At 39.1% G+C, this 23100-nt stretch carries 22 protein-coding genes; 15 read left to right on the top strand and 7 right to left on the bottom strand.

The annotated features are described in order from the left end of the window. Window positions 1-204: 204 nt before the first annotated feature. The 3 genes from IGJ19_RS07070 to IGJ19_RS07060 are packed head-to-tail and all read left to right on the top strand — an operon-like array spanning window position 205 to window position 2386. The gene (locus IGJ19_RS07070; protein WP_074799015.1) at window positions 205-894 is read left to right on the top strand and encodes a hypothetical protein; all 690 of its coding nucleotides are present in this window, start codon (window positions 205-207) and stop codon (window positions 892-894) included. A gap of 9 nt (window positions 895-903) precedes the next feature. Beyond that, entirely contained in the window at window positions 904-1866 is a 963-nt protein-coding gene (locus IGJ19_RS07065; protein WP_272018175.1) for a sce7725 family protein, read from the top strand. 13 nt (window positions 1867-1879) lie between these two features. Continuing rightward, complete coding sequence (locus IGJ19_RS07060) at window positions 1880-2386, top strand: GNAT family N-acetyltransferase (protein WP_071867072.1); 507 nt, start codon at window positions 1880-1882, stop codon at window positions 2384-2386. 30 nt (window positions 2387-2416) lie between these two features. Here the strand turns inward: IGJ19_RS07060 and IGJ19_RS07055 are convergent, their stop codons facing one another. The 3 genes from IGJ19_RS07055 to IGJ19_RS07045 all read right to left on the bottom strand — a co-directional run bounded on the left by IGJ19_RS07055 (window position 2417) and on the right by IGJ19_RS07045 (window position 6243). Then, window positions 2417-2977 (bottom strand): guanylate kinase, encoded by a 561-nt coding sequence (locus IGJ19_RS07055; protein ID WP_071867071.1) that lies wholly within the window; start codon window positions 2975-2977, stop codon window positions 2417-2419. Window positions 2978-3146: 169 nt separating this feature from the next. Beyond that, on the bottom strand, window positions 3147-4328 hold the full coding sequence (locus IGJ19_RS07050; protein WP_065095829.1) for a NupC/NupG family nucleoside CNT transporter: 1182 nt from the start codon (window positions 4326-4328) through the stop codon (window positions 3147-3149). Between the two features lie 412 nt (window positions 4329-4740). After that, a complete protein-coding gene (locus IGJ19_RS07045) occupies window positions 4741-6243 on the bottom strand; it encodes a DUF1846 domain-containing protein (RefSeq protein ID WP_074799013.1) in 1503 nt (500 codons plus the stop codon). A gap of 159 nt (window positions 6244-6402) precedes the next feature. Here IGJ19_RS07045 and IGJ19_RS07040 point away from each other — a divergent pair, with 159 nt between their 5' ends. The 12 genes from IGJ19_RS07040 to IGJ19_RS06985 all read left to right on the top strand — a co-directional run bounded on the left by IGJ19_RS07040 (window position 6403) and on the right by IGJ19_RS06985 (window position 19165). Then, window positions 6403-6594 carry a hypothetical protein gene (locus tag IGJ19_RS07040; RefSeq protein WP_010735437.1) on the top strand — a complete coding sequence of 64 codons (192 nt, stop codon included), beginning with the start codon at window positions 6403-6405 and terminating at the stop codon, window positions 6592-6594. 191 nt (window positions 6595-6785) lie between these two features. Further along, a complete protein-coding gene (locus IGJ19_RS07035; protein ID WP_074799012.1) occupies window positions 6786-7664 on the top strand; it encodes a viral A-type inclusion protein in 879 nt (292 codons plus the stop codon). Further along, a complete protein-coding gene (locus IGJ19_RS07030; protein ID WP_071867067.1) occupies window positions 7664-8740 on the top strand; it encodes a hypothetical protein in 1077 nt (358 codons plus the stop codon). The genes IGJ19_RS07035 and IGJ19_RS07030 overlap by 1 nt, the downstream gene beginning before the upstream one ends. Window positions 8741-8856: 116 nt before the next feature. Further along, window positions 8857-9249, top strand: a complete 393-nt coding sequence (locus IGJ19_RS07025) for a DUF4430 domain-containing protein (RefSeq protein WP_071867066.1) — start codon at window positions 8857-8859, stop codon at window positions 9247-9249. 30 nt (window positions 9250-9279) lie between these two features. Continuing rightward, window positions 9280-10254 carry a cation diffusion facilitator family transporter gene (locus IGJ19_RS07020; protein WP_071867065.1) on the top strand — a complete coding sequence of 325 codons (975 nt, stop codon included), beginning with the start codon at window positions 9280-9282 and terminating at the stop codon, window positions 10252-10254. Window positions 10255-10520: 266 nt separating this feature from the next. Beyond that, window positions 10521-11300 (top strand): AzlC family ABC transporter permease, encoded by a 780-nt coding sequence (locus IGJ19_RS07015; RefSeq protein WP_074799011.1) that lies wholly within the window; start codon window positions 10521-10523, stop codon window positions 11298-11300. Further along, complete coding sequence (locus IGJ19_RS07010; protein WP_019723212.1) at window positions 11293-11610, top strand: AzlD domain-containing protein; 318 nt, start codon at window positions 11293-11295, stop codon at window positions 11608-11610. The genes IGJ19_RS07015 and IGJ19_RS07010 overlap by 8 nt, the downstream gene beginning before the upstream one ends. Window positions 11611-11738: 128 nt before the next feature. Continuing rightward, the gene (locus IGJ19_RS07005; RefSeq protein ID WP_071867062.1) at window positions 11739-13331 is read left to right on the top strand and encodes a polysaccharide biosynthesis protein; all 1593 of its coding nucleotides are present in this window, start codon (window positions 11739-11741) and stop codon (window positions 13329-13331) included. A 265-nt stretch (window positions 13332-13596) separates the two neighbouring features. Then, entirely contained in the window at window positions 13597-14445 is an 849-nt protein-coding gene (locus IGJ19_RS07000; protein ID WP_019723210.1) for a DegV family protein, read from the top strand. A 157-nt stretch (window positions 14446-14602) separates the two neighbouring features. Continuing rightward, the gene (locus IGJ19_RS06995; RefSeq protein ID WP_074799009.1) at window positions 14603-15082 is read left to right on the top strand and encodes a DUF6530 family protein; all 480 of its coding nucleotides are present in this window, start codon (window positions 14603-14605) and stop codon (window positions 15080-15082) included. Window positions 15083-15104: 22 nt separating this feature from the next. Continuing rightward, window positions 15105-17345 carry an AAA family ATPase gene (locus tag IGJ19_RS06990; RefSeq protein ID WP_430604539.1) on the top strand — a complete coding sequence of 747 codons (2241 nt, stop codon included), beginning with the start codon at window positions 15105-15107 and terminating at the stop codon, window positions 17343-17345. A 179-nt stretch (window positions 17346-17524) separates the two neighbouring features. Beyond that, window positions 17525-19165: a glycoside hydrolase family 13 protein gene (locus tag IGJ19_RS06985; protein ID WP_430604538.1), complete on the top strand. Its 1641-nt coding sequence runs from the start codon at window positions 17525-17527 to the stop codon at window positions 19163-19165. A 65-nt stretch (window positions 19166-19230) separates the two neighbouring features. Here the strand turns inward: IGJ19_RS06985 and IGJ19_RS06980 are convergent, their stop codons facing one another. The 4 genes from IGJ19_RS06980 to IGJ19_RS06965 form a co-directional block, all read right to left on the bottom strand. Further along, window positions 19231-19779, bottom strand: a complete 549-nt coding sequence (locus IGJ19_RS06980; RefSeq protein WP_430604537.1) for a TIGR01440 family protein — start codon at window positions 19777-19779, stop codon at window positions 19231-19233. 16 nt (window positions 19780-19795) lie between these two features. Then, window positions 19796-20293, bottom strand: coding sequence for an ECF transporter S component (locus IGJ19_RS06975; protein WP_430604536.1), 498 nt, complete (start codon window positions 20291-20293; stop codon window positions 19796-19798). Then, on the bottom strand, window positions 20283-21089 hold the full coding sequence (locus tag IGJ19_RS06970) for a bifunctional hydroxymethylpyrimidine kinase/phosphomethylpyrimidine kinase (protein ID WP_071867057.1): 807 nt from the start codon (window positions 21087-21089) through the stop codon (window positions 20283-20285). The genes IGJ19_RS06975 and IGJ19_RS06970 overlap by 11 nt, the downstream gene beginning before the upstream one ends. Before the next feature lie 175 nt (window positions 21090-21264). Then, complete coding sequence (locus IGJ19_RS06965; RefSeq protein ID WP_260697500.1) at window positions 21265-22794, bottom strand: acyl-CoA synthetase; 1530 nt, start codon at window positions 22792-22794, stop codon at window positions 21265-21267. Window positions 22795-23100 lie beyond the last annotated feature (306 nt).

The raw sequence follows: 23100 nt of genomic DNA, 5'->3' as shown, positions 1-23100 counted from the left end.
ATTTACCGTTAAGTCGATCGATCAATAAAACACGAGTGCAATTGAAAAGACGAAAAATGTGATGTTTGAGCTGCATTTTTCGTCTTTTCTATGTTGCTTTTTTTATTGTTAGACAAGTAGCATACAAAAAAATAAAATGGTAGTTGGATTATCTTGGCTTTTCAGGTAGAATAAAAAGCGAAAGTATGTTCGGAGGTGAAGTGTATGAAAACTCCTTTAACGATCGAGCTGGAATCATCGTTGTATCATTATTGTATCGAACAGGGAGGGATCGTGGTCGAGGAAGTGACAATGCCTGAGGATCATGGAATCGTGGATACTTTAAGTTGTCTGATGAAATTTGACGGAACAAGAGAATGGCGCTGTTATGAATTGAAAGTCACAAAAGCTGATTTTCGCTCAACTGCTAAATTGTCCTTTGTCGGTCACTATAATTATTTTGTTTTACCAAAAAATTTATATGAAGAAGTCAAAAGTGAGATCCCACCAGAGATTGGTGTATTAGTTTATCGTTCGTATGCACTAGAAGAGGAAATGCCTGTTCCTGGAACTTTTATTATTGCAAAAAAAGCAATGCGCCGTGAGTTAGGTGTAGCAGAAGAGGCATTGACAAATCGTTTTATGGCTTCTTTGTTTAGAGAAGTCAGAAAAGCCAAACAAATGGAACGGGGAGTAAAATATTTCCCTTCAGACCAGCTGTATAAAGAATTAAAAAAACGCTCAGAAACGCAAGATCCTTTCTCAAAAGAACGCTACTATGAACGCTTTATCGAAGAAATCGAAAGTCAAGCAATCCATGATCTGCAAGAAGAAAATCGTGCCTTGCGAAAAGAACAGGACTGGTTGCGCCAGCAACGTCATATTCGTCGTCTGCCAACTGAACCATTGGAGTGAAAACAGTATATGTATTATCCTTATTTACGTGGCAAACAATTTGATTTACTTGCATTAAAAGAAAGCTTGAATCGTGGACTTTTATCCACTAAGATTCAGCCAATCATCGAGCCAGTACGTGATTCGGCGACGCTCAAAAATGTTGTCGAGTTGTTTCAAAAAAAGAATCATCCGCTGATTATTATAAAGAATCCGCAAGTGGGTCAGTTCAAACTGTTCGATCAACCGATCCACACATGGGTGACCAGTGAAGATAGCTCGTTAGCAGAGGCAGAGATCATTGCGCCGAGCAATTATGAAAGAATGGTTGAATCACCACCGCCATTCATTATTTTTGATGGACAACATCAACCTAGAGAAAATGCAATTTGGCAAGCTTTGATCAAAACTAATGCGACATTTTTCATTCCTGATTCTAGTCGCTTACGCATGCAATTGCCTAAGAATAAAATCATTGTCCGTGATCAATTTCAAACGAGACGGCATGTGGAAAATTATGCAGAAAAAAATGATGATTTTTTTAGCGATGATCATCTTTTCTTTCAAATGGATGGCTATCATGGGTTTTCCGATTTTACGATCGAAGGCAGTCGTTACTTCGATAAAGGATTTCCCAGTCGAGCGTTGGCCTTGCATATTACATACGTCGATGCTTATGGGAATATGCGAATCAAACACTTCATTTCAGATACCAATGATTCCGCAAAAGATCAAGCATTGAAATTTATGGAAGCAGCCAATAAAATGTACGGTTGGTTGATGAGGAACCATCAACAAATTTATATCACGGAAGGATTACTTGAGCTTGTCAGCTTGTATCGCCAACAAAAATTCCCGGGTCTGGGAGTTTTGAAGAAATGGACATTGTTACATCATCTTGAATTAGTTAGTCAGCTTTTAGATCATCCGACAGACTGGTTACGCAGTGGTTCAAGAATAGACAAGCTATACAAGTTGATCACAGATCAATAAAAGGAGCAGAGATATGTACCTTAGAAAAACTACATTAGATGATGTGCCGAGAGTGCTACAAATCATTGATCAAGCTGCAGCATACCTTGCTGAGCAAGGATTGCCTCAATGGCAGGGAGAGCAAAAACCATCAAAAGAACGAATCATCGAAGACATTGAAAGGCAGGAAAGCTTCGTCTTGATTGACGAAGAAGACATCGTTGGCACTGCGGCGCTTGTTGCAGGCATTGATCCGGTCTATACAGCAATTGCAGGAAATTGGGAGGGGAGAGAGCCGTATCTTTCCATCCATCGAGTTGCTCTTGATCAAAATGTAAGAGGAAAAAGACTTGGCAAACAATTATTAGAACATTTATTGACCGTTGCCGCATGTCAAGGAATCAAGGACGTTCGGATCGATACTTTCCCCACCAATCATCCAATGGAAAAAACGATTTACTCGGCAGGTTTTCATTATTGTGGCATGATTGAATTTCCATTCACACACGGAGAAAGAAAAGCCTATCAAAAATTATTGTGAATTGCTCAAAACCAAAAGCAAGCCAACTGTTCAGCGATGATCCGCTGCATGGATGGCTTGCTTTAAATTTTTTGTTTCGATTTCTAACGTCTGATTATTTTCAAATGAGATCAAGGTAGGAATAAGTGTTAATTTTTCAAGTTCTTTTTGATCTTTTTCAAAGAGAGCGAGCCTTTGCCTGATTTTATCTGGTGAGTCTCCGCGAAGTACAAATCGTTCATACAACTTTTCTTTTGCTACTGTGATGAAGACAGGTACGATACAACGACCAAATTGTTCATACAAGTGCCAAAAACCTGGGGCTGTAAGGACCGTGAAGCAGTCACCCTGTGCAAGCTTCGTTGAGATCTCTTGTTTACTTGAGCCATAATAGTGATCGGCGTACCGATCCCATTCGGCAAATTCCTGATGGGCGATCATTTCTTCAAAGGTCTCTTGAGAAACAAAATGGTAATCAAGGTGATTTTTTTCATTTTTTCGTGGGGGGCGGGTCGTATACGTAATGATCTTTTGTTGTGGAGAAAAAATTGCATGAGCTAGTGTCGTCTTTCCGGAACCAGAAGGCCCAATAAATACATAACATTTATTCATAGGAAATATTCCTTTCTATAGTTACATGATCAAAGACATGTACATAACTAATATATACCGAAAAGTGGAAATCTGTCATTTAAAATAAAAAAACTTAACCAATTTAAACAGGTCATCTGTTCAAACCAGCCAAGTTCAGTATACTTAAATGTTAAAATAAAAGATAGCTTTATACCAGTATTCCAGTAACAATTGCGCTTAAAAAGCTGACTAATGAAGCGGTGAACAAAATTTTCAATCCATGTTTTGCTACAAGATTACCTTTTTCTTCATTCAACCCTTTCATTGCCCCTGAAATGATCCCAATTGAAGAGAAGTTCGCAAATGATACTAAGAAGACTGATAAGATAGCGGTGGTACGTTCTGTAAATTCAAAAGTCCCAGTCGATAATTCAGTCATTGCTACAAACTCATTTGTCACAAGTTTTGTTGCCATGATACTACCGGCATCAACCGCTTCTTTCCAAGGAATCCCACTGATAAATGCAAATGGCGCAAAAATATACCCTAAAATCTGTTGGAAGGTAATCCCAAAAATCCCGTTGAACAAGGCATTGATCATAGCAATCAAAGCAACAAAACCGATCAACATTGCAGCCACCGTGATCGCTACATGGAAACCATCTAAAATATATTCGCCTAACATTTGGAAAAATGTTTGTTCTTTGTCTTCTTCAATCACTAATTCATCTTCTTTTTCGTCTAACTCATAAGGATTGACGATCGAAGCAAGAATATACCCACCAAAAAGATTCAACACTAAAGCAGTGATCACGTATTTTGAATCAATCAATGCCATATAGGAACCCACGATGGACATCGAAACAGTTGACATTGCAGAAACACTCATCGAGAACAGACGCTTTTCTGTCAAGAAAGGTAGTTCCTTTTTGATGGAAATAAAAACTTCTGATTGGCCTAAAATTGCTGAAGCAACACCATTATAAGATTCTAATTTACCCATTCCGTTGATTTTACTCAATCCTAAACCGACTGCTTTCATAAATAAAGGAAGAATCTTGATGTAACGCAAAATCCCAATAATTGCAGAGATAAAGACGATTGGCATCAACACATTCAAGAAGAATGGGGCACTTCCAACGTTTGCTACACCTCCAAAGACGAAATTGACACCTTCACCGGCAAATGCCAATAAGTGATCAAATAGCTTGGCTAGCATCGCAACAACCGCTGTACCAAAAGTCGTACGTAATAAAACAAATCCAAACGCAAATTGCAACACGAGCATGATGATCAATGGCTTGCGTTTGATGGCTTTTCGATCGCTACTGATCAAAACCGCTAACCCAAAAATTAAAAGTAAACCTATTATTCCAATAAACTGACTCAAAAAAATCACTCCTTACCAAATTCCGTTTAATTCTACATGTTATTTTTAAAGAATACGAATCTTTTGAGAGAAATTTCATGAGATTTTTAGACTAAAGCGTATACATGGAAGAGAGGGGAAAGACAGGTGTCTTTTAATGGGGAGGAGTGGATCAGGAAATCCTAAATTATTGATTTACTTTAACGGTGGTGGCATATATATCTACTTATATTTATTAGCTAACTATGACCTGAACCTGTTAGATAAATAACACCTTTACTTTATTATTTTCCTTTGAAACCTGTAAAAGTCAGAAATGGAAGCAGCTTCTAAAAAAAGAGTACCCACAAAAATTTGAGCAATTTTCATGGATACCACCTTATTTTTCGAGGTAACTTCTATTTTTCTATCTTAGCCATCTTCGAAGAATTATTTATTGATAATACAAGTTTTCTGAAGGGTAAACAGGCGCACTAGTGATGTCGATACCTAATTGTTTCAGGTTTTGTTCATCATTCTTATTGATCATCACAGTTGAATGTGCTTGCGCACCTTCAAGTTCTGCTAATTTTTCATAAGCAACTTGTGCGATTGGATTAGTTACTGCACTGATTGATAAAGCAATCAACACTTCATTGAGATTAAGTGTATCGATCGAAGAGTGCAATGCCTTGCTTTTAAGTCCTTGGATCGTTTCCAAGACGAGAGGCGATAACAACGGAATGTCATCAGAGATGTGGGCGAGATATTTGATCGCATTCAAGACAACAGCAGCCGAAGCATCCATTAATTGACTTGTCCGACCGGTAAGGATCACTTGGTCAGGAAGTTCGATCGCAATCACTGCCATCGGTTCAGTACTAGTCGCTTGACTAGTTTTTGCATACTCATGAGCAGGGGTCACGACTTTACGGTCTTCGGGACGTAAACCGACTTCCTCCATGATCAATTTGATACGATTGACGGCATCTTCATCTGTCAAACCTTTTTTAAAGTCACAAGCCGTTTGGAAATAGCGTCTGATGATCTCTTGTTTCGAGGCTTCCTGTACGACTTCATCATCCGTGATACCGAAGCCTACGCGGTTGACGCCCATATCAGTAGGAGACTGGTAGACCGATTCCTTACCAGTGATTTTTTCGATGATCCGTTTAATGACTGGGAAAGTCTCTACATCACGATTGTAGTTGACTGCCACCTTATTATAGGCATCAAAATGAAAAGAATCGATCATATTGACATCTTTCAAATCGACTGTTGCTGCTTCATAGGCAATGTTCAAGGGATGTTTCAATGGAACATTCCAAACAGGGAAAGTCTCAAATTTAGAGTAACCTGCTGCATTGCCTTTTTGGCTTTCGTGATACAGTTGGTTCAAGCAAGTAGCTAATTTCCCACTACCTGGACCAGGAGCTGTCACGACAACGATTGGTTTCGTTGTTTCGATGTATTCGTTCTTGCCGAAACCCTCCTCTGAAACGATTTTTTCAACATTGATCGGATAATCCTCGATTTCAGCGTGTTTATAGACTTTGATATTCCGACGCTCCAATTTATTGATAAATACTTTAGTTGCTGGCTGTCCGTTATACCGGGTGATCACTACACTATTGATCGATAATCCATATCCTCGCAATTCATCGATCAAGCGCAAGATATCCATATCATATGTGATCCCATAATCACCACGAATCTTATTCCGCTCGATGTCACCAGCATACACACAAATCAAAATCTCCGCTTGGTCACGCAACTTTTGCAATAATTTGATTTTAGCATCTTCTTCAAATCCTGGTAAGACACGTTTGGCATGCTTATCATCGACTAATTTTCCACCAAATTCTAGATACAACTTATCATAATGATGAACGCGTTCAAGAATATACGCAGATTGCTCTTCGATATACTTTTCTGAGTCAAAACCAATTTTTTTCACTTGTTTCCCTCCTTAGCTACTCTCGCATTTTTTCATTTTTTGAAGGTTTCGTCAACTATCAATTAAGTATATAAAGAAATTTCAAAGAAAAAACAAAAGAAACATGCTTGTCTCAGAAGGCATTCATTGGTATGATAGGTTTGATAAGGAAGGTGTCCTATGAAAAAAAGACAAAAAAAGAAAAACGCGTACAAACAGTATATACGCTCAATTTTTACAGGATATGAGCATATGCTAGAAGATAGTGAACTAAATGAATTAAAGTTCTCTTACTTAAATGAAGAAACATTACTTACACGAGATGAAAATCAACGCATCCATTTTACAACAAGAGATTTACCCAAAAAATAAAGCTAAGAGCGGGGAATCGCTGACCCGCTCTTTTATGTTTTCTAACTTTCAATTAATACGAGTAAAAGTAATTTTTGTTCTAAGTCAGCGCATACTTAGTAACACTTTTTTCTTAGAAAATGATACTATTGGATTACATAGAATAATTGATGGAAAATTGATGCGTTCAAAAGCAAGAGGAGGCCAGTAAGATGATAGACCCACAGACGAACGAACATTATGATGAAAACGAACAAGAGGAAGCATCTTCGTTTTACGATATCAAAGAAAAAGCAAGTATGAATCTTTCACAATTATTAGAAGATCTGCAAGCTTTTGAACAAGCTGTCCGCGAGGAGAATATTCCCGCGATCTATCAGTTATATAATGGACGCTTGAACGATGAGCTTAAAAAAAGCTCAAATGAAAACCATGAGATCGATCAGCTGTTGATGCGTAAGATCCATGACCGTTTCTTGCAAGAATTTCCCTTCATGAAACACACAGAGACCATCTCTCCGACGATGAGTTATTACCAGATCGGCACCTATTTTCATGAGCGAGCAACGATTGGGATCGATGCTAGCTTACCTGAAATCTTTGTATTGCCGCAAATCGATGAAGAATGGGAAAACTACGCGACGCAACAAACCCATGATTTTGATAAAAAAATCAATGAGTTAGAGGCAAAAGTGATCACTGCAAAAACAGAGATCGAGCGTTTAGAAGAGGCCATCAAAGAGATCGATCGACAAATCACTGAGTTAGATGATACGAAAGGATTCTTAAATCGTAAAAAAATAGACGAAGAAATCCAAGCGTTAGAACAAAAGAAACAAGCACTCGAAAATGAAAAATTAGGTTGGTTGCCTTATATCGAAGAACCAGAAAAAATCCAAAAACAAAAGCAAACCTTATTACATGAAGAAAAAGCGGACCAGTTACGCGCTGCGATCGTTGAAAAAGAACAACGTCAAATCAAAAAGTATTTTGGTGACATGGAAGGTTTCAGACAGTCGATCCATCGTTTCTTGATGTCGTACCTTGGCAGTGAAAACCCTGAAATAGTAGAAGAGGGAGGGGACGAGTGATGACAAAACAAGAAGATTTAGACCTACAAGAAGTAACAGCTGAAAATCATGGAACGACCGAGCCAGTAGAAGAAGCATCAAGCACCGACAAAGAGATGGCGAATGAAGTAGAAGAAATTCGCGAAGAAGCCAAAATCCATGAAAAAGAAAAAGTCGTCCCAAACTCGACGAATCAAACAGATAATGCGCGTTCAACGATCGAGCAAGCGGTCAATGAAAATCAAGCATATCTTTCTGGTAAACAACATGATCACGAAGACATAGTTGACTTGATTGCAGCCGCAGAAGAAGAGTTAGCTGATTTACGATTACGCAAATATTTGATCGAAGCGGATTTCAATGAGTTATTGGTCGCATATCATCGCTATGTGTTAGAAGATACACCGATTTCTGCCATTGCTAAGACAAGTTTGATCGAATACTTCGCTTACGAGATATTAAAACCATTGAATGATATCGGCTTGGAATTATCCAAACAAGCATATGATGTATGGGAAACAAGATATTTTTCAATCAATTATAGTTTGACCCCACAAAAAGAATTGATGTTCTCATTTGTGTTACCGACGATCGACCAACGATACCAAGTAGAATCCATTAATTTGATGCGAGTATCCCCAGAACAAATGACGATCGAGATCGATGATGACCGAGTGTTAGCATTGATTCGTCATTGGTCTGTTGAACGAGTGTTTTCGGCTAGTCAGATCACGATTTTCAATCACAAATTGAATCAATTATTTGCTTATGCACGTAAATTAGGCTTTACGGTCGATCAAACCTTGTTAGACAACACGAAGCCACTAAGATTAGATATTGCAAGTAAGTTTCCAGCCACGCAAGAAGTGTTAGATGATATTTTTATTGTCACAATGAAAAATCCACAGTATGATATGGAGAAATTAGACGACACGACTTATAAGGTGTTGCTTGATAAAGGACAGTCGCTCCAAATTTCTCTTAAAGACACAACACGGACAGATCTAGCGATTTCTTCTGGTGACTATCATCGTTCAGTGATCGATTTCTTTATCAATTATGAATTTTTAGTACCTTTGATGGTTCGCAAAGATTGATGGAAAAAGAGCAATCGTGCGATATATGTTTCAGAATGACCGACTCAGATGATCGATGAAAAAAGAGCCAAGGAATCGGGTTTCTCCTTGGCTTTTTTATACTTAGGAGGAGTAAAATGAAAAGAATAGGAACCAGTTTGCTCATTGTCTGTTCGATGTTGCTTTTCTTTACCGGTTGTACAGATCAAGAGACAAAAAAAGCGGACCCAAAACCGTCATCCATGGTGTCGAATGAAACAGCAACTATCACCTTGCAAGAAGATGGGGTCGATACCTTAGTAAAAAAAGTGACTTTCCATACAGGAGAAAACCTACTGGATGTGCTGGAACAAAACTTTAGTGTGGAAGAAGACAAAGGATTTATTACCTCGATCAATGGTCAGAGCCAAAATACTGAAGAAAAAAAATATTGGATGTTCAGTGTGGATGGTAAAAATACAAAAATGGGCGCAAAAGAAACGATTTTAAAAAATAATCAAACCGTCATCTTTAATTTAGATACTCTTTGATGTTGTTAAGAATGAAGGGAAGAAAAAGCAATGGAGAATTTGAAGAAGAGCGGAATGTTTTCTGTTTTGGCAGCGTTAGGTGCTAATCTCTTAGTTGCGTTTAGTAAATTTGTCGGTTATGCCATCAGTGGCAGTGCCGCTATGTTGAATGAAAGTATTCATAGTATCGTTGACTGTAGCAATCAAGTATTACTACTAGTCGGTGACAAACGTGCGAATCGTGGTCAAAGTGAATTACACCAATTTGGCGAAGGACGAGCAAAGTATTTTTTCAGTACGATTGTTGCCATGATGTTGTTTTTTGGCGGGGGCGCGCTAGGTGTAATGGAAGCTTTTGAAAAACTTACCCATCCCGCCCACGAAGTTGGTAATCCTTGGATCGTCATCCTGATTCTATTATTTGGTCTCGCTATAGAAGGTAGTTCATTACGAATCGCAATGAAGGAAATCCACGAATTGAATACTGAGAACCTTTCAACCATGCGCTTTTTACGTGAAAGTCGCCACAGTGAGATCCTCGTGATCTTCACCGAAGATCTCTGTGCTGTAATTGGTCTCGTTCTTGCCTTAGTCGGCACTGGGTTGACCATGGTGACAGGGATCGCGGCTTTTGATGCCATCAGTGGACTATTGATCGGCTTTTTATTGATGGGTGCTGCTATCTTTCTGGCAAAAGAATTTTATAGTTTGATTATTGGCGAGAGCGTGACTACAACAGATTTGAAAAAGATCAAATTTGCTTTTGAGCGAAATGAAGTGAATCGCGTTATTGATATCAAAACTGTGCACTTAAGTCCGACAGAGATTTTAGTTGCGGCAAAAATCGATCTAGATGAAAACAAAGAATACCAAGTACACATGATCATCAATGATATTGAGCGGACGATCCGTGAACAATTAAAGGATAAAAAAATCTATATTTACATTGAAACAGATAAATATGATCCAAATTATTCGCAAATAAAGAAAACACAAGAAACGACGATAGAGAACGTCGAGAAATAATTTAGAAACTAGTGTTATTTTTTTACTTATAAAAAAGTTTGATAGCAAAAAAAAACTCGTTTATATATAGAATAAAATCATCGGAAAAGTAGGAGGAAAATGAATTTCCTCTTATATTTTTCGATGATTTTTATTTTTTTTAATAGTTGTGCTTTGAAAATGAGAAAAATATCATGTTGTTTAACGATAAAACGGCTACATTTTTATTTATTTATGTTACAATTAGTCCGCTATTTATTTGTTGTAAATTGAAGGAGATATCGTTAATGAATAAACAGAAACGGGCGCCTTGGCAGGATTCGCTACATGCTTCGTTGCCACTTTGCCTTAGTTATATCCCAGTTGGGTTAGCTTGTGGAGTCTTACTGCAGCAAGTTGGCTTTGATCCACTCTTAGCTGGTCTATTATCTATCTTAGTATTTTCTGGTGGCGCACAATTCTTAGTTGCCTCTATGTTAGCCACACAAGCGCCATTTTCAACTACACTTTTGATGGTTTTTTTCTTAGAACTACGGTATATTTTGCTAGGGTCGAGTCTTTCAGGCTTTATGAAGAAAGAAAAGCGATTCTTTTTAGCTGTGTTCTCTCAATCATTGAATGACGAAAATTATGCAGTAAATTATTTGAAGTATTCCACTGATCCCACTTGGGACAAGCGAAAAGCTTTATATGTCAATTGGTTTTCAATGGGGGCTTGGGCGATCAGTAACATGGTCGGAAATATTTTTGGATCAGTGATCCGAGTGGATACGGATTTGGTGCATTTTGCCTTAACTGCTATGTTTATTTTTATGTTCATCATGCAAATGAAAAATGCTTTACTCATCTTCACAGGGATCTTTTCTGGGATACTCAGTGTCTTATTCATGGTACTTTTCCAAAACACTTTCGGTTTGATCGTTGCAACGCTGATTGCTTCTTCGGCGGGTTTTGTATTAGAAAGAGCCTTCAAGAAGGAAAAAGAAAAGAAATCCAGCAAAGAGACCCAACCTTTGAATGAGCCATTGTTCCATTTCCCAGAACAGGAGGTGCAACATCATGACTGAGTGGTACTTGTTGTTATTGGTGATCAGCTTATTTGTCGTTGCCTACATTCCACGAGTTTTTCCTATGCTTTATTTTACACATCGAAAAGTGCCTAAATGGTTTAGCGAATGGATGAAATATGTACCAGTTGCTTTGTTTGCAGCGTTAGCCTTCAAAGATGTTTTTATCACGCATGAACATTTAGATATTGCGTGGAACATCAAAATCGTTGCAATGCTATTTGTAGCAGGTGTTGCTTATAAGACTCGCTCAATGGCGTTGTCTGTCATTACAGGACTTGCGTCTGTGTTTTTATTATCAATGTTATAGAATTTCTTAAGCTTCTCCAAAAAATTGGGAAGCTTATTTTTTTGTTTTCCTCAACGAGTTGTCCTCCATGTTTTTTTTGTTATAATAGGGAAGATGTTTATTCTAATAGAGATAGTTGAGGTTGACATATGAATAAGAAATTGATGCAAGGGACATTTTGGCTTACCTTTGCCAATCTACTCTGTAAAGTTTTAGGTGTCGTTTATTTGATTCCTTGGTTAAGTATGATGGGAAACAATCAAGATGGCATGTTAGCAACTACCCTTTATAATGTGGGCTATTTACCATATGGCCTTTTCCTGATGTTAGGTACTGTTGGGTTTCCAAATGCGATAGCAAAAAAAGTCGCGGTGGCGACAAAAAATGGAGATGAACAAGCTTGTCGGGTCATTTTTCGCAGTACGATCAATATCATGTTCGTTATCGGGATCATATCTGCCGTATTGATGTATTTGTTTGCTCCCGCTTTGGCGAAAATCAGTCCGATCTCGAATGTCGATAACGGTATTTTGGCGATTCGTAGTCTCTGTCCTTCCTTAGTAGCGATCCCAGTATTAAGTGCGATGCGCGGTTACTTCCAAGGGAAAAATCATCTTCGCCCTTACGGTACTTCCTTGATCATTGAACAGGTGATCCGTGTAATCGTGATCTTAGCTGGTACGTATTATTTGCGTGTGTTGACAGATGGCACGATTGTGCAAGCGGTATTGATCAGTACTGTTGCTTCTTTCTTCGGTGGACTTGCGGCTATTGGTCATATGTTTGTTGTCGGACGGCAAAACGATTATTTCCGTTTAAAAGATTTCTGGATCTCAAGTCGCTATTTCCAAAAAGACAATCGTTCTGCGTCTGTTTCGATCATTCGAGAAACCTTACCATTCATCTATGTTGGTTCGGTGATCACGATCGTGCAAATGATCGATCAGGTGACGATGAAACCATTCTTACATTTATTCAGACCGGAAATTGCCGACCAACAACTCGAATTTTTGTTTAGTCGTGCATCAGTCAATCCGAACAAATTGACACTGATCTTGATTTCAATGGTCGGAACGGTCGCAATCAGTAGTCTGCCGATCCTAAGTACATTAGGAAAAAAAGACCGACTACAGATTGAAAAAACAGTCGGGGACAGCTTCTCGATTGCTTTATTGATCCTTTTGCCTTCGCTAGCAGGGATGTCCTTATTAGCAGGACCGTTATACACCTTGTTTTTTGGCTATGATCCAGAGAGTGTCGGCTACTTCCAGATGGCACTTTTAGCTTCCTTGTTCTTCTCGTTGTTTACGATTTTATCGACGATGCTCCAATCATTGAATCATCATTTGGTTGCGATCAAACTGACAACAGAAGCTATTATTTTAAAAGTCGTATTCCAAGCGATTGGGTTAGCTTTATTTGGCGGATACGGAATGAGTTTATCTAATACAGTGGCTTTTGCTTTTGTGTTTGTTCGTGGGTATCTTTATTTATCAAAAGAATACCGCATCTCGCCATTCGCAAAGATCAGTCATTTCTTCTTGAAGACGTTTCGTTCGACAATGGCCATGTTGCTTCTATGCTGCATTCTTTTCTTCGTGTTGAGTCTTTCCTTATCCATGACATCAAAAACGCATGCAGTCATTTATTGTGTGGTGATCGGTGGTGTCGGCGGCTTGACGTTTGCCTTTGCCCAATTTGGCAGAAACGCCATGCAAATGGTCAAGAATTTCAGACGATAAAGGGATGCAGTGGCAAACACCACTGATTCTATAGGTAACTAAGAGTGCAAGCTAATTTCAAATAATAAGTCAGGACTTTAGAAAAATTCTTTCAAGTCCTGGCTTTTATTCGTTTTTATAAAGGATGAAAGTGATAAAAACCTTAGATTTTAATAAAAAACATGGGTTGCTTTTTCTATAATCCGGACAAAGGTTCAAATCTTTTCTTACTTATGATATAGTATTAAGGACTGGTAAAATTCTTTGAAACGAGGAACTTAAATAAATGAAATTAGCAATCGTAACTGACAGTACAGCTTTCCTGCCAACACGTATCAAGAACCATCCTGATTTATATGTGATTCCTATCCCTGTAATCTTGGATGGAAAAATTTATAACGAAGGCATTGACATCGAAGCAGACGAATATTACGGACTATTGAAAAACAGTAAAGATTTTCCAACAACTTCCCAACCTGCTGTAGGTGAAGTTTTGGCACTATATGAAGAACTGAAAGCCAAAGGCTATGATACGATCTTAAGCATACACTTATCAAGTGGGATCTCTGGATTCGTCAATACATTATTTGCGATGAAAGACGACGTCAAAGAGATGACGATTGTTCCTTATGATTCAAAAATCACCAGTATGCCAATGGGGCATATGGTTGAATCTGCTTTAGACTTGAATGATAAAGGTTATTCACTTGAAGCCATTTTAGCTCACATCGATCGAATCAGAGACAATACATACGCCTATTTGATCGTTGACGACTTGAACAACTTAGTCCGTGGAGGTCGCTTGACTAATGGTGCTGCGCTGATCGGAGGGCTATTGAAAATCAAACCGATCCTGACTTTTTCGGAAGGGAAGATCATTTTATTCGAGAAGATCCGTTCAAGCAAAAAAGCTTTTGCCCGTGCAGAACAAATCATTGGCAAACGAAATGAAGAAATCAAGCCACCAGTAAAATTGTATGTGATCCATGCAAACAATTTAGAAGTTGCTGAAGAAGAAAAAGCAAAACTTCAAAAACAATACCCACAAGCAGAAATCGAGATCGGCCACTTTGGACCAGTGATCGGTAGTCACTTGGGTGAAAAAGCAATCGGTATTGCGATCTCTGCACAATAAAAATGCCAGAAAGCAAAAAATATAAAAAAAAAGAACAGTTTGAGCAATGATTTGCTTGGACTGTTCTTTTTGCATTTCTCACTTTATTATCTTATACTATCTTTAATTATCTAGTAATTTACTAAATCACTAAATTACTAAAAAGGAGTAGAGAAGGATGGAAATACCAACAAATTTGAAACATAAACCAGTGATCGTCGTCGAAGATTATGATAAAGTTGATGGCAGAAATGCCTTGCATACAGATGCAAAAGGACTATCTTTAGGATTAGCTCAGTGGAATGATCGAGGCAAAGTCGATATCTCAGGAAAAGTGTGGCGTCATACAGGAGAAAAGTGGTCACGTCAATCAGAAGAATTACCGATCACTCGTATTCTTGACTTAGCGATCTTAGTGGCGCAAGGAAGTGTTTACTTCCAGGATGCCTACCGCCATGAAAAATTTTACGACCCTGAAAATCCTGTCGTTGATATCATCGGTTTGCAAGGAAACCGGATGACGGTGGAAGTGGACACAAAAAATCCTAAAATCGATGAAGATATCATGTTATACTACGATGCTTTACAAAAAGATGGCGAATTACTTGGTGAACGTTTTCGTATCTTGAAACGTCTATTAAATGATCTAGGGTATTAATGTTATAAGGAAGTGTTTAATCATGGAAAACTTTTCACTCACCGACCAGCGAACGTTTACGCCGATCGAAAAACAAATGATCTGGAAAAAACCGACAAGTCATCAAACAAGTGCTGAAGAGCTGCGTATTGCAACTGAAATCAAAGCAAACTGGCTAGATCCGGAAATGAAAATCAGCAATGTGCTATTGGAAGGAGATGCAGGTTCTGGGAAAACGCAATTAGCCAAAGCATTATCCTTTGATCTGCAGTTACCTTATACGAAAGTAACATGCTTTGCTGATATGGATAAATCAGATGTCTTTGGTGCGTTACTACCTGTCATTGATTCAGACCAAGAAGAGGATCAAGAGTTATTGACCGCTATTTATCAAACGGATACATTAGCTGCGGTATTGACGTTGATCGAACAATATTACTCCGTCGATCAACAAACAGCCAAACAGAAATTAGCCGATCTCGTGCAACGAATCGAAAACAACCAAGAAAGTACGATCCACTACAAATACTATCCGTCAGAAATCGTTCGTGCGATCGAAAAGGGTTATCTTTTAGAAATCCAAGAACCAACGGTGATACGTGATGCTTCGGTTCTTGTTGCCTTGAACTCTGCCTTAGAAACGAACGGTTTGTTGAACTTACCTACTGGTGTGATCAAACGACACCCAGACTGTATCATTATCATTACAACAAATCGTAACTATCAAGGGAACCGACCATTGAATGAATCGCTTCGAGATCGTATGCAACATGCTGAGAAAATGGATCTGCCAGAGCTTTCAGTCATGGTGGAACGTGCTATTAGCAAGACACAAATTAACGAGCCGACACTTTTATTGAAAATGGCAGAAGTGATTCGTTTGTTAGATGAAACTGCCAAAGCAAATGCCATCAAAGGTGTGGCAGGTATGCGTTCTTACTTTTATTGGGTCAATACAATGAAACAAAATCAAGACATTTTCGTATCGCTCTATCCCAAAGTCTTATATAAACTGACGACTGATCCAGATGAATTACACATTTTGACGACTGCACTAACTGATAGTGGGCTTTTAGATGAACTGAGAGACTTACTTCGTCAAAAGAAATGGGGGGACTTATCAGACGAATCCCCACGAATCAAAGGACGGACCATAGGTGCAGAAGAAGCGATAGAACGTCAAATCGATCAGTTGGCAGAAGAAACAACATCGCTTGCTGAACAACCCTCAGAAAAAGAGGAAGTGTTGCAAGAAGAAGAACAGACAAAAGAAGCAACGGCGAAAGAAGAAACTCCGACTGACACGTTGCCTTTATCGGAAGAGCGCAGCCAAGAAGTCGAAGGGCGTAGTCAACAGCAACAGCAATCAGATGACGAATCCCAAGAGATGTCAGCTTCAGATATGGAAACCTTGGACAAACAGCTCAAGCGTGAACTTAATAAAGAAGCGCGGCAGCTGATGAAAGGTACGATCCATGAAAAAGAAGGAATGATCGTTCATCGCCCTAAGTTTGCTGTCATAAATCCTGAAGTAGCGACTATCCGACAAGAAATCGATCCGATCGTGGATTCATTGAGTCGGCAAATCCTTGATCTTTTGGAAAATGAACAAAGTGAAACTTACCAAAAAGGAAAGTACGAGGGACAACGTTTTAATGCTAGTCGAGTAGCTTATGGTGATTTACGGCAATTTGATAAAAAAAATCCCCCTCATGAACAACCTTCTTTGGCAGTGGCTCTACGAATCGATGAATCTGGTTCGATGGTTCGTGAAGACCGCATGACAGCTGCAAAAAAAGCCGCATTTGCCATCGCCGCATTTGCTAAAAAAGTACGTATTCCTTTGTTGATCTATGGAGATACAGCAGATGTTTCGACAAGAGAAAAAACATCTGTCTTTTCGTACAAAGAATTTTCGGATTCATTTGAGTGGTTGGAACAGAAATTAGTGACTATGAAGCCAAGACAAAATAATCGTGATGGCGCAGTCTTGCGTCTGATTGCTGGAAAGCTGACAGAACAACCTGCGACAACCAAACTGATCGTCAACATCAGTGATGGCCAACCTAAAGCTTTACCTGATTATACAGGCGCTAAAGCAAAAAAAGATATCCAAGAAGTGTTGACTGAATATGAACGCCAAGGTATCGTTTTTATTTCTGCGGCAATTGGACAAGATAAGGAAGAAATCAAAGAAATCTATGGGGCAAGTCGCTTTGTCGATATTACCGATTTATCGACATTTCCCAAACAATTGATCCAATTGATTTCTCGTTATTTATAAATGAATAGTAAGCGAATCTCAAAGATGATGAGTGACTCATGGTCTTTGTCATTCGCTTTTTTGAGTTTTTTCATTTATGATAAGCACTAATCCGCCTGATGTTAGCATAAAAAAGTTAACGTTAACAGATATGTAACCGCTTGAAATTGAGCTATAATAAAGAAAAAAGGGGGATAAGCATGAAGCAGACAGAAAAGTGGTGGAAAGAAGCAGTTGGTTATCAAATCTATCCAGCGAGCTTCAAAGATAGCAACAACGACGGTATTGGTGATATCAACGGGATTCGCCAAAAACTTAGCTATTTGAAAGAGTTAGGGATCGACTTTATTTGGATCAATCCTATTTATCAGTCCCCATTTGTCGATAACGGCTATGATATCAGCGATTATCAAGCAATTCTCAAGAAGTTTGGTACAATGGATGAGTTTGATGCTTTATTAGCTGAAGCCCATCAGATGGGGATAAAGATCATCATGGATCTAGTCATCAATCATAGTTCCGATCAGCATGAATGGTTTATTGAATCTCGTCAGTCGGTCGATAACCCTTACCGTGATTACTACATTTGGGTCGATGGTACACCTGATCAAGCCCCGAATGAATGGCAGTCGATCTTTGGTGGTTCAGCATGGCAATACGATGAGCAAACTGGTCAATACTATTTACACATTTTTGCGAAAGAGCAGCCTGATTTGAACTGGGAAAGCGACAAGCTAAAAAATGAACTCTTCACGATGATTCGCTGGTGGTTAGATAAAGGGATCGACGGATTCCGCTTAGATGCCATTTCTCATGTGAAAAAAGATGAATACTCTGTCAAGGCAACTGAGAACCCATTTTCTCCTTTTCAAAATGTCTCCGGCATCGAAGATCATTTGACAGAATTAAAAAATGTCTTTGATGAATATGATATTATGACGGTAGGAGAAGCGAGTGGTGTATCCGCAAGCGAAGGTCCTGAGTGGGTAGGCGAAAACGGCTATTTTGATATGATTTTTGAGTTTGACCATATTTCGATCTGGAAACATGAAAAAGACGGGGATCTAGATGTATTGAGTTTGAAACAATCATTGAGCGCTTGGCAACGAGCACTGGATGGCAAAGGTTGGAACGCTCTTTATATGGAAAACCATGATGTACCAAGATGTGTGTCTGTCTTTGGAGATACGTCTCCTGCATATTGGCAAGTTTCTGCAAAAGCAATTGCCATGATGTATTTCTTTTTGCAAGGTACACCGTTTATTTATCAAGGACAAGAAATCGGTATGACGAATCTGCCATTTTCTTCTATTGATGAGATTGATGCAGTAGATTCGAGAAGACTTTATCAACAATTGCTTGATGAAGGATGTTCTGAAGAAGAAGCATTGGATATCGTTGCCAATACGACAAGAGATAATAGTCGGACACCGATGCAATGGAATGATCATTTGTATGCTGGTTTTTCTGAGGTTGCCCCTTGGTTGCTCGTCAATCCGAATCATCAAATGATCAACGTTGCTGATCAAACCAATGACCCCGAATCGATTTTATCTTTTTACAAAAAAATGATTGCCCTACGTCGAGAAAACAAAGGGTTGGTTTATGGTAGTTTCAACGAATATCTACCTGAAAATGAACAGCTCTTTGTCTACGAACGAGTCCTAGAAGAAGAACGTTATCTGATCATCGTCAACTTGACTGATGAAGCAGCGACTTATACATTACCAACGGAAATTGAAACAACTTGGGAAGTATTATTGGAAAATCAATCTGGTCAAGAATTTCAATCAAGTGGTACTTTCGCCCCCTATGAAGCGCGTCTTTATCGAAAAATTTAGCTGACATGAAAAAAAACTACGAACATAAGAAAGGGAACACCCTCTTATTTGTTCGTAGTTTTTTCTTATTCGTATTGCGCGCGAGGTCCGCCAATGTATTTAGGACGAGACCGTAAAGCAGTGACATGCGCATGACCTAATGTGTTAGAACGAGGACGTACAGGCACTTGAACGTGCTTGATGTGCATCCCGATCGCAGTATCACCGATGTCGATTCCTGCTTGAGCAACGACATGTTCCACTTCGACAGGATCGCTGAATTGTTCAAATGCTGCAACTGAGCAGGCACCTCCTGCATGGAGTGCCGGAATGACAGAGACGATCTCAAATTGTTTCTTTTCCGCTACTGGACGTTCGACGACTAATGCTCGATTAAGGTGTTCACAGCCTTGGACTGCTAACGAAATGTCAAGAGGGTCTAATTGTTCTTTCAATATTTCGATGACCCATTGTCCGATTTCTGCATTTGAGTTTTTACCAATATGTCCACCTACAATTTCACTGGTACTGCATCCTAGAACGAATAGATCGCCAGCTTTAAGATTGGCTTCATCGAGGACGTCAGAAACTATTTCAGATAATTGTTGTTTGAAACTGTCTTTTGATACTTCCATTTTCAATTCATTCCTTTTATTTGTTTTTTACCGTTGATTGTTGCAGAGGTAAACGCATCAATGCCTTTATAAGTGGAATCGCCACCACGATACCGACGATATTTTGGACCAAATTACTTGGTAAAGATGTGACACCGACGGGCCAGTCATAAAGCAACCAACTAGCAAAGAAGTAGCCTGCCACCATGATGATCGTACCAAGTGATAGCCCAATGCCCCAACGTACAGAACCTTTACCTGCAAAAGAGCCAGCAACCAGTCCTTGTAAGCCGTGGATCAATAAAGAGAAGATCGCCCATTGGGGATAGCCGGATAATAAATCAATAAACAAGCCACTTCCTGCACCAACGATCAATCCACCCATCGGACCAAAAAGGGCAGCTGCGGTATAAATGCCGACTTCACATAAGGTGACAAATCCGTTGGTTCCAGGTATGGGGATCAAGATGACCAAAGAGATCCCCACAGTTAAAGCCGTCAGCATGGCATAAATCGCAATTTTTTTAGTATTCATTCGTTATTTCCACTCCTTTTCCTTTTGACCAAACACTTCCTGTTTGGTCATTCATCATGACACCATTCAAGATACAGTCATAAACAAAAGCCTTACTCCGGGCAACCGCATCTGCCAAAGGATAATCTAAGGCCAGATTTGCAGCAATCGCGGAAGCAAACGTACATCCTGCACCGTTGACAGTCTGTTCTTCTAACTTTTCTCGCCTAAAGGAAATTGTTTCCTTTCCATTGAATAAAACATCCAGTGCTTCATTACCAATAATCCTAGTGCCACCTTTGATCACTACGTTCTTAGCACCAAGTGAATGAATATATTTTGCACAATCGATCATTTGGAGAAATGTCTGAACTGGTTGACCATAGAGCAGGGAGGCTTCTTTCAAATTTGGGGTCAATATATCCGCAAAAGGAAATAACTCCTGTATCATTTTTTGCATATAGGCTTGATTCAAGGTATTTGATGTTTCCTTAAAGGCAAACACAGGATCGATCACAATGGGAATATCCTCAAAATATGTAAGGAAATCCTTCACAACGTCAATGGCTTCCAATGAATGCAATAAGCCAATTTTTATCCCATCTAAATCTGTCATACGTTGAATCGAATCTAACTGCTTGGCTAACCATTCAGGCGGGATCGTCTCTAATATAAATGAACCATCTGAGTCAAGCATTCCGATACAGGTCAATGCACTCATCCCAAAAATATGATGGTTTTCAAATGTTTTTAGATCGGACTGTATGCCGCCACCAGCAAACGGATCAGAGCCGCCAATCGTTACTATTTTCTTCACTTTCATCCCTCCACAAAAAGAGTATACCTTGTTCCATTAAAAAGAAAAACAGCCAATTGGCAGATTATCAGGTCAGCCACTTTAAGTCGGAGAGGGAAAAGAAAACTATATACAAAAAAAACAAGCACTTTCCTCACTAGAGGAAAAGTACTTGCCTGAACCACTGGATCAGTAATTATTTATTGGCTTCTTTAAATTCCTTTTCAATTTGTAACCGTTGGACTTTCATGGTTGCTGTTCTTGGAATATCTTCGTAAGCACGAATGATCGGTGTATTCAAACGTGGCAATTCATGGACTTGGTTCCACCAACGATCCCAATCCATCTCTTGATTCGGCGCTAAAGCAATGATTGGTTGTGGTGAATTGTCTTTATCGCGAACGATGACGACTTCAGCTAAAAATTCCAATGAATCCAACAAATAATCTTCGATCGCTAAAGTACTGTTGATCGTATCGATCAAGTCAACTTGACGATCTTTCAAATGCAGATGGCCATTTTCGTCGATACAACCATAGTCGCCACTATCCCACCAAACACCATACACATTTTCTTGGAAACGAGCATCTTCTTTATAATAAGTCAATGCGCGACCTTTTGATAACAAGTGGATATGACCATCTGTGTTCGCAGGTAATTCATTACCTTCTTCATCAGCGATTCTTGCTTTGGTCAAGTCACCTAGACCGACCCCCATATCACGTGCATCACTTGTTTTTAAGCTCTCCAACGTATGAGCTTTCAAAATCATCGGTCCACATTCACTTTGTCCGTAGACTTGCAAAAAGATTGCTTCTTTTGTTGCTGACGTTTGAAGGAATACTTCCATTGTTTGATTGTTGATGGCATCAAATGTAGAGTGATAGTAGCGAATACCTGAAAAAGCTTCTGGATGCTCTCTTGCAGTGAAACTCCACTGAACAAAGTTATTTGGATGTGTCTCTAAAGCAATTGGTGAATTTTCTACTAACAGTTTCACTACATGTTCACCTTGAGGATCTGCGATTGGCATCATCGGAAAGCCCATCGCCATAAGAGAAGAGATGCCGATGTTGAATCGTGAATGAACCGGCGAAATATGAAAAGCGACTAATTTCTTCTCGGCGATCTTAGTAAATACCGTTTTTTGCCACTTTGTCCGCCAACCCATTGAATGTGCAGAGTGGCAAATCAATTTAGGGATGCCGGTCGTGCCAGAAGTGTGAGTCATATAAGAGATTTCATCATTATCTAATTTCTTTTGTTCCACAGGAGTTGCGGGTTGTTTGAGCAAATCAGCTACAGCTAATTGTTTGCTCTTTGTACCATTAGTGATTCCTGCAACACGTTCACTTGTCACTTCGTCGAATAAGATAAAAGGATCTTCCAAACGATCAACAAATACTTCTAAGGTACTTGTTGGCAAATGATAGGAAGGCATGACAGGAACTGCACCTAGATAAGACGCAGCAACGGCCATCAAGTAGGTATCAAAAGCAGAGCTTTTGTAAATCATGATTTTATCACCAAGTGTCACACCTAAACTAGCGAGTTGATAGGCACGCGTTACTACTAATTCATGACATTGCTTGTAAGTGCTTTTAAAACCAAGCTCCGGATAAGCCACTAATGCCTGATCAAAAATCATTGGGACATCAGGTGTGCGTTCAGCAGCTTCTTGAAAATTCGTATAAAGATTAAGTGGGGTATAGTCGATTGTTTCCATCTTTCACGCTCCATAAATAAATTTGTTAATAAATGTACAAAGTCTAATTTATGATAGCATATCCTCAAACTAAATAACAGAAAAACCTGGATGTAAAGTTATCTATCGAATCGAGAGAAAGACCGGGAAAAAACTACACATCCACTTGATATGACTTAAAGAGGGGATCTTTTGAGAAAATACTTGCCCCATCGCTTTTTCAATTTTTTAAACTACTAAGAGGGGAAACTCCTACTAATGAATTTTTATGAACAAAAATATACCATAGACTTCTATACCTTTCATATTTTATCACTCAGATAATTA

Source organism: Enterococcus sp. DIV1368b, assembly GCF_050529595.1.
In the GTDB taxonomy this organism is placed as follows: domain Bacteria; phylum Bacillota; class Bacilli; order Lactobacillales; family Enterococcaceae; genus Enterococcus_B; species Enterococcus_B mundtii.
The sequence above is the reverse complement of the archived record's forward strand: the minus strand, read 5'-3'. Positions and strand labels throughout refer to the sequence as shown.